The 9,102-nt window shown below is 37.7% G+C and carries 2 protein-coding genes and 1 pseudogene; all 3 read right to left on the reverse strand.

Annotated elements, in window-relative coordinates; all coding sequences use genetic code 11:
- Positions 1-81 precede the first annotated feature (81 nt).
- The 3 genes and pseudogenes from CN514_RS00380 to CN514_RS00390 all read right to left on the reverse strand — a co-directional run bounded on the left by CN514_RS00380 (position 82) and on the right by CN514_RS00390 (position 9,047).
- Positions 82-534 (reverse strand): annotated as a pseudogene (locus CN514_RS00380) (JAB domain-containing protein).
- A 709-nt stretch (positions 535-1,243) separates the two neighbouring features.
- The gene (locus CN514_RS00385) at positions 1,244-4,975 is read right to left on the reverse strand and encodes a S8 family serine peptidase (RefSeq protein ID WP_098230848.1); all 3,732 of its coding nucleotides are present in this window, start codon (positions 4,973-4,975) and stop codon (positions 1,244-1,246) included.
- A 556-nt stretch (positions 4,976-5,531) separates the two neighbouring features.
- A complete protein-coding gene (locus CN514_RS00390) occupies positions 5,532-9,047 on the reverse strand; it encodes a S8 family serine peptidase (protein WP_098230850.1) in 3,516 nt (1,171 codons plus the stop codon).
- Positions 9,048-9,102: the final 55 nt, after the last annotated feature.

A 9,102-nucleotide genomic window follows, 5' to 3' on the forward strand; every position in this document is an offset into this window, starting at 1 on the left:
ATGCGTAAAAAAATCGTTACGCAGATCCCCACCCTATATAAAAACTTCATTTTAACAAAAGGAGGGAATCTCCCTTTTTTGCTACATCTTCCCGTGTTCTTTCAAACTGTAATGATTCCCTTTATAACAAACGATGATATGTTCAAAGACTTCAATTCCCATGATTTTTCCTGCTTCAACAAGTCGCTTTGTGACTTCGATGTCTTCCCTTCTCGGTGTACTATCTCCGCTAGGATGTTGGTGACTGACAATAATAGAAGCCGCATTATTTAAAATGGCGCATTTCATCACGTCTCTTGGATGGACGACGATTGCATTTTAGCTTCCTACATGAGCTTTATGTAACCCAACAACTTCATTTTTTGTATTCAGCATGAGGACAAGAAATACTTCTCTATCTTCGTCTGCAATGAAAGAAGCCGCTAATTTTTGTGCTTCTTGAGGCGATGTAATTCGACCAAATTCAAACGTTTCTGATACTTCCCTAATTTCCTGCTTAATTCGTACCACTTCAAAGATTGACGTTAATTCCATTTTTCAACACTCCTTTCCCTTGTTTTTTTCTTCATTTTTTCTTTTACTTGACGGAAAGATTCGGGTGTCCTACCGGCTGGAAAGTTAGTCGGCTTTCGCTGTTTTACGATTCGGAAGGCAAATGGGAAAAATCACAAACAAAAAGCAGCCGTAATGGCTGCTCTCCTTTTATCTTTTATTCTTTCAATCTTTGATTTTACGGTTTCCGGGCTCGTTCGGTGTGGCGGCCTTGTCGTAAATGGAACAGGAACCTACGGAATATAGGTAGCAATGTATAGACCGTGGTTATCGGTCGATTTAATACCGAAGCGACACATACGGAAATGAAAGTAAGGTACACTTTTCCTTCTATTCAATCCGTTGTGCTGTCCGACCAGATTTTATAATAAAGATGATGAAAAATACTCTAGACCATTACTAATGACTCTCAAATAGAAGAATTGGTTGAGTTCATTTTATGGACATTTATCGTTATGCTGGATTAAACACATTGTTGATTAATCATCGATTACGTCTTGAGTAATTAGTTATTCGAGTTTAAATTCACCATTCCTTTGTTTATTTGTGGCATTTTTCTTGAAGATTTATTTTCAACAGCATGAAGGGAGATTAACTGAAAAGACAATCTCCCTTTATAATACAATTTAAATGAATGAACAAGACTACAAACTAAGTCATTTCCTGTAAAGTTGACAATATTTATACTAACTTATTTTAGACCAAAAGCCTTAATAATTTCTTGTTTAATGCTGTTACCTGCATCATCCCAAGCACTAGCTCTAAGTGAAACAGAAGTTGCACCTTTGCGATTCTCTATTTTCGCTGTCCATCCATCTCCTTCAGAAACTAATTCTACTTTTTCCCATGTCGTACCTTCGTCATATGAAACTTCAAGAGATGCACCATTAATTTTGCCGTTTTCTGGTACGCCAGTTACCTGGATAGCATTCAAGCCTAAATCGATCCATCGGCCTGGTTTTGCGTTACCGTTCATGTCAGTATCCACTTTATAATCAAGTGATATAAATGGAAGTTCTGTCTGTTTATTTTCATGATTTTTAGACCAGAATGTCCACTCTGTATGTGTTCTAACGGATGTGTTCCAGCGTTCTGCGTTGCGCCAAGCATCACTAACTAGTCGGTACTCAGTGTTTTCAATAGGATTATTATTTGAGTAAAGTACATCTTTTGCTTCTTTCACAAGCTTTGATCCTTGATACAATTTAAGTGTTTGATTTTGTTGAGAAGTTGTTTCTGAATAACCAGTATGTCCTAATCCTGAATCAGCCCAAGCAGGTATATTTAATTGGAAGTTGTTACCTTGTCGAACAGGCTTCCAGAAGTTGTCACCTAAACGAGGACGTACAACTGGTGCGAACCATTCTTCATTTAGTGTTTGACCTGGCTTGTAGGTCACTATTGGTTCACGCACTTCCCATGGGCTGTCAAGCACGTAAGCTTTATGATACCAGGAATTTCCATCTTGGGCTGATACCCACTCAGTTCTTACTGATGGTAAATTCAATTTAAATGGGAAGCCTACTGCACTCGAACTATATGCTGGAATATCCCATCTGAACTCAGCTCCTTGTGCAGGGCGGTCTGATTTGTATTGAGCATTAATCTTCACAAGATCTTTCGATTTAGGGGAATAAGTTAAATCAGTTGGAATTGCATCATGATGATGATCGACAAGATCATAAACGTATTCAGTATCAGGGTTACCTTTTACGTTAAGTCTTACGTTGCCACTTTTCGCAGCTTCAATAAGCTCTTGACCCTCAGTTCCACTAATTGAAGCAACCGCAACGGGCGTATCTCCAGTATTTGTTCCTACGTATTCACTGAATTCTTGTGGACCATTATTTACGGTAATTACTAATTTTGCACCTGCTTCATATGCTGCTTGAGCTCGAGCTGGTCCAGATACTTCACTACTACGTTCAACGATAACTGTCTTACCCTTCACATCCAGACCATTGTAATCTTCCGGAGCACCCTTTCCTGCGTAAACAGCTTCAAAGTCGAAGTCACCTTTTAGTAACGTACTTCCAGCTTGAGGGATTTCATCAAGTATGTGGCCACGGAAGTTAATCTCCATTACAGGTTCTACAAGTCTCCAGCGTGTGTTCATTGTGAATTTTCCATTTTTAACTGGCTCAGTTGGTGCAGCATACATTTTATCTACAGTAACTGGCATTACGGAAGTTTCACCAACAGCTTTTCCATTGATCGTACGGAAATATTCCATTTTTCTAAAAGTCACTTCAGTCTTATTTGGAACATTTGCTGTTATTTCAGTTGCTTTACGAGCATCCAATTCAACAGTTTGTGGACCATTCAAGTTAATTTCTGGATTTCCGACAAGTGCAACACCAGCGTGATCTGTTTCACCGTCAACTTTCATCATTGACATTGCTGAATAAGTTCCTGGCTTCAGTCGTAATTCCTTTGTACCATCAATTGCAATAAACTCTGGAACGCCACTTGGTCCAAGTAGATTGATATACGTCAAGGTAGGATTTCCTTCACGATCAATCGCCTTTAAAGTAAGTGGGTATCTTTCATCTTCTTTGATCATAGCCGTTGCAGTATGCACTATCGTTTTACCATCTATATCTGCAGAAATCTGTCCTTGATAGCGTGAACCAAGAGCTCCAAGTTTCGGATCAAGTGTTACAGTAACTTTTGCACTTCCTTTTGCTGGCACTGTAATCTTGTTTGTTGAAAGCTTGAATAAACCTACTGGAGCATCTGAACCACTCTTATCTGTAATCTTTGCTGATAGATCTAGTGTTACAGACTCATCACCATCGTTTGTGTATGTAATCGTTTTATCAACAGGAACATCATTATTATGTGGCCAATCGTAGAAACCAAAGTCCAGTGATCCTGTTGCACGTATATTTCCTAATGTTGCAGCTGCAACATCAAGTCGACCAGTTCCTCCTTCAAGTGGCTTAATATTATCTAGTTTTTTCGTTGTACTCATTAAGGCATCCTTCAGCTGCGCTCCCGTCCAATCAGGATGACGTTGTGCAAGAATAGCAGCTGCACCTGCTACATGTGGCGTTGCCATAGACGTACCACTCATCGAAATATAAGAACCGCTACCTTTAGTTGTATATTGTGAACGAGCAGCGTTAATATTAACACCCGGTGATGTGAGATCAGGCTTTAATCCCGAACTTCCAAAACGTGGACCCCTTGATGAAAAATAAGCAAGTTTATCAGATTTATCAACCGCACCAACTGTTAGTGCCGCATCTGCTGCTCCAGGAGAACCAATACCCTCAGCACCTGTATTACCAGCCGCAATGACAAATAGCGAACCCGTTTCTGCACTTAAGTTATTTACAGCTTGAGACATCGGATCAGTTCCATCACTTGCCTCACTACTACCTAAGCTCATACTTACAATTTTGGCATTATGCGCAGCCCATTCCATGCCGTCGATAATCCAGGATTCCAAACCAGATCCTGCATTATTAAGTACTTTTCCGACAAGTAAACTTGCTCCTGGAGCTACCCCTTTATTTTTTCCACCTGAAGCTGCGCCAGTTCCAAGTACAGTGGATGCTACATGCGTACCATGTGCATTAAAGTCGCGTACATCCTCCCCTGGTACGAAGCTTTTTGCCTCTTTCAGTTGACCTGTTACATCAGGATGTTCCGCATCGATTCCTGTATCAAGAACGGCTACTTTTACGCCCTGTCCATTGAAACCTGAATTCCAAGCAGTAGGTGCCCCAATCTGTGGAACACTTTGTTCAAGGTTAGCTTTAACTCGGCCATCTAACCAGATCTTTTCAATTCCTGGAGTAACAAGGGATCTTGTACTATTAGCAGTAGGTATATTTTTCTTGATGTCTTGCCAGAAATCTTTCGAATCCTTCTTGTCAGCAGAAAGTGCTGCACCATTAATACTTTCAAGTACATGTATCTTTTTCGAAGCTTTAAGTGTTGGCTGAACTGCTGAGCGAGTTTTCGACTGTGTATATTGTACGATTACTGGAAACGTTTCTTGAGAAGCATCATCATATCCCTCAGCAATAAGAGTAGTGATATTGAATAAATTCATATCTAAAACTCCTGAAGCTAAGTAAGGCATTGCTTGATCTGGAATAACATATGTATCTTTATCGACCGTCATAATACGTGTTCCGCCTGCTGCTTTGTCTGCGGGCTCGACACTTATAACACTTTGTCCATCCGCAAATTCTGTTACTGTCACAACATCACCTGTAATAAGCGTAATCATATGTTTTCCAGTGCTTGCTTTTGCGTTAATCCCCTGAAGATTTGTTTCTTCAGAACTATTTGCTCCATTTAAGATTGTATTGCTAGTACCATCAGCAAACGCTTGAAAGGTCGGAACTGCAATAAGAGCCGTTGTCATCATTGCAGTAACATACTTCTTAATCTTCGGTTTCCCTATCATTTACATTCTCCTCCTAGTATCCTTTAACGCAAGTAAAATCTAATGATGACTGCTTATATGAATCTATTAAATATAATTTTTAACGTTCATACTCAATCCTTCACAAAAAGTTACTTTACAAATTTTATTATCAAGAATATTCAGAATTTTTTCAATTGGGTTATATAAACCTTGTATATAGTGAGTATTTAGAGTAATAATCCAAATTCTCAACGATATTCGACATAATGTTCGGAGAAAGTTTATAAACTTGTATAATCTAAAAGACATCAATCTACATTTCATGAATAGTACATTTATTTGAGAAGAATTAACAATAAACCTAACATTTGGTGGAATAGGAAGTTCAATAAAATTAGGAACTTGGCCTAATACAGCTTAAGCATGCGGTACGTTAGAAATTATCAACTACATAATCAGCCCAGTTTTACATTTCAAATTTATTTTCTATTTCTATTTAATATATAAAAAAGCACCCTATAGAGGTGACCTTTTTCAAATGTCTTCTCTATAGGGTACTTTTTAATTTTTCCCTACACTTTTATTTATTAATTCTTTATTGTTGTACTACTGTAACCGTCTGTGCCTTAGTTGTTACTTTAAATCCATCTTTACTAGTTACATCGGCATAAACTGAATACGTACCGTTTGGAACATCTGCTTCTGGAGTCCATTTCAAGTGAATTTCAGTTTTATTTTCCGCATCTAAAGAATCAATTACGTTACCATTAGCATCTTTAACATAAACTTTCCAATTTACAGCGTTACTTGCAAATGCATTGATTCCTGCAGGAGTTTTTGCATTTACATTTTTATTTGGATATACACTGAAATAGCTAACAAGCATTCCATCGTTAATATAAGAAGGGTCTCCCCAAACTGTATAACTTTGGTTTAGTGCATAGTCTGCTCCTAATACTACTACGCTCTTTGGCTCTTCTTTTACTAGAGTAGATGTAGCACCTTGAGGTAATGGCTTATATTTACCGTTATACCAAACGATCGCACCATTATAACCACTTCCAACATCATCCGCTTTGAACGAGATTTCATATTGCCCATCTTTAGGTGTTACTTTTATATCTGAAACAACTGGAGCAACAGAGTCAATATGCAATGGAAGTTTTACAATTTGTGGCTTCGCATCTTTATAATCAAGTGTCGTTTTAATGACATAGTTATAAACACCATCCTTCACTAACTGTCCATTTTGATCCTTTAAATCCCAACCATATCCAGTATTCAAATAGTTTCTGTAAGACATAATGTTTTTACGGAATTTCCACGGCTTACCAGTATATTCACTAAAATCACCTAAGTATTGAAGTAATTCACCTTTATCATTTTCAACGTACATTTCTGTTTTAGCTAAGTTACGAAGTACTGTAAATGATGGGTACACTACTTTCAATGGAGTATTAGGAGACATAACGATTCGATCCATATTAAATCTTCCTGTTCTTGAATCATAGCCTAATGGGAATACATTTTCTGCTCCAATTTCATCATTCCAAAGCGTCGTATAACCTAAGAATGCATCTTTTTCATACGCAGCTGGATCAATATTTTGAGGCTCATCCCATTCACCAAAATATCCCATATAAGGAACTGTTAACGGTACTGCTGAATCGCTATTATTTCCAGACGGAACTAAACGTACATATCCTTCAACAAATGAACCGTTCTTTAAGCTTGATGGAAGTTGAATTTGAACATCAAGATTTTTTTCTTGTCCCGGTTTGATTTTTAACGTCTTTCCTTCCGTGTCTGTTACTGTTTCACCATTTACAGTTACTGTAGCACCTTGGATACGCTCACTTTTTAACGTTAAATATTCTTTTGAATCCAATGTTCCATCATAGTCTAAATCAAACTCTTTTGTTTCTCTGCCATCAGCTAATACATCTACATACACTTGATATTCTAAATCTTTTACATTCAGATTTTGAAGAGCTTCTGCATTTAATTTGAAATGTATATTATTCGTTTTAATTTCTTTTAACGCAACTGCCCCTGCTTTCTCAAGTGGTGTATTCTCACTTGTCACAAGTACAGGCGTTTTGATTGCATTTTTAATTTGCATTAATCCAGATCCTTGAATACGTGGAGAATATGGTACTTCATTATTAGTACGAGGATCCTGTACTAGTTTAGAAGTATTCATTAAAGCAATTTTTGCTTTTAACGCTGCTTCTTCTGAATGTTTTAAGCCTTTTTCGTAAAGCGATTGTAATACTAATGCCGAGCCACCTGCAACATGAGGAGTTGCCATTGATGTACCACTCATCACTTCATAGCCATTACCTGGTACTGTTGAGTAAATATTACCTCCCGGCGCAGAGATTTCTGGTTTAAAGTCTAATGTATGAGGTGCTCCGTAAGATGAGAAATACGACATCGTGTTCTTATCTGGATTGTCAACATACACCCCTTTAGACGGTTTCATTTTTACAATATAACCACTCGTTAACTTCGAAATTAATGCATCACCGATTGCTTTACTAGTCGTAGCTGCTTGCGGAAATAAAGAATAAGTACTCCAATAAACTCTCGGGTAATCAATATCCTCATTTGCAGGAACAAGGATAACTGCTTTTGCTTTCTTCTTGCTTGCTTCAGATTGAATATAAGAGTATGTACCATACTTTACCTTTGGTTTTGCGACAACAATCTTGCCTGTTAAATCAGGAAGATTTTTAAAATCTGCTGTTTTACCTTCTCCAACATATACCATTTCATAAGATTCAAGCGGTGATAATACTTTAGAAAGGTCGAAGTTAAATTGAGTTTGATCTTTATAAGGAAGCTGTAATCCATTTTCTTCCTGAAGTGTATTCATATGTATGTTTGTATTCTCATAAGAAGCAACAGATAACGCGAAAGGACTTACACCTGGTTCTCCAACTGTACCAATATCTGGATTTTCAGCATATGGTTTCGCAGAAGATTGTAACAAATTATTTTGTGTACTATAAGCAGAATTCCCCCCCGCCACAACTACAAGGGTACCTTGTTCAGTCGCTTCACGGATCGCTTTTTGAACTGGATCATCTTCTTCACTAACAAACCCCGAATCAGATCCTAAACTCATATTAATAACATCTGCACCCATTGTGACTGCATGCTCGATACCTGCAATGATGTCATCCTCATACGCACCACTTGCCTTATCTGAGAAAACTTTTTCAGCTAATAGCTGTACGCCAGGAGCGATACCTTGTACTCCATCATTAGATTCATCACCATTTGCACCAACAGTACCAGCTACGTGCATACCATGTTCATTTCCTGCACCATGCGGGATTACATCTGTATCATGATCTGCCCAGTCATAACCAGTTGGAACTTTGTCACTATACCAAACATCACCGACACTTGTTTGATCAAGCTTGCTTTGAATATTTTCTTTCGTATACTTTTCTTTTGCTTTTCCTTTTTCAGTGATCGTCATGTCTTTATGTGTATAATCAATTCCTGTATCAACAACAGCTACTAACAATCCCTCACCTTGGTATCCGTAGCTTTGCCATACTTTTTGAGCTTGTACTAATTCTTTACTTGCTCCCATTGATGGTTGGAATTGTCTCGCGATATGTACATTTGTTACACCCGGAGTTTCTTGAATATCTTTTAAGTTACGGTATTCAGTTTCCATACTAAATCCATTAAATCCTTCAAAAAAACGTTGATTTATTTTAGGAGTTGATCTCTCCTTTGAAATTTGTGAAATTACTTGGTCTTGCTTTTGTTTAAACCGTGTCTTTTTAGTTTGAGTAGAAGTATCTGTAGTTGTAGGTTCCTCGACTTCAACAATTACACGTACTTTATCAGTTGGTTTATATGCTTGTACATTTTTTAAATCTTGATATCCAAATGGGTCTACAGCTTCTCCCACAGCTTGCTTCTGCTCTTCAGCAAAAATCTTTTGACCTTGTTTTACAATTTCATCTACACTTGGAGCTGGTACTTGATTTTCGTTTGTTCCCTCAGCAAATCCTGTCGATGTAAATAACATGGAAGCTAAAGTTGTCGTTGCAAGGACTTTGTAAGGAAAGCTTTTTCTCTTCTTCATTTCTAATCTCCTCTTCAGTAAACTTTAATGTTCTTAATCTATTAAAATAAAAATA

The sequence above is a fragment of the Bacillus sp. AFS001701 genome, assembly GCF_002559405.1.
In the GTDB taxonomy this organism is placed as follows: Bacteria; Bacillota; Bacilli; order Bacillales; family Bacillaceae_G; genus Gottfriedia.

Excerpts from the sequence above, each read along its gene's own strand:
- CN514_RS00390 (WP_098230850.1), bottom strand. The coding sequence starts at position 9,047 with ATGAAGAAGAGAAAAAGCTTTCCTTACAAAGTCCTTGCAACGACAACT.
- CN514_RS00385 (WP_098230848.1), bottom strand. The coding sequence starts at position 4,975 with ATGATAGGGAAACCGAAGATTAAGAAGTATGTTACTGCAATGATGACA.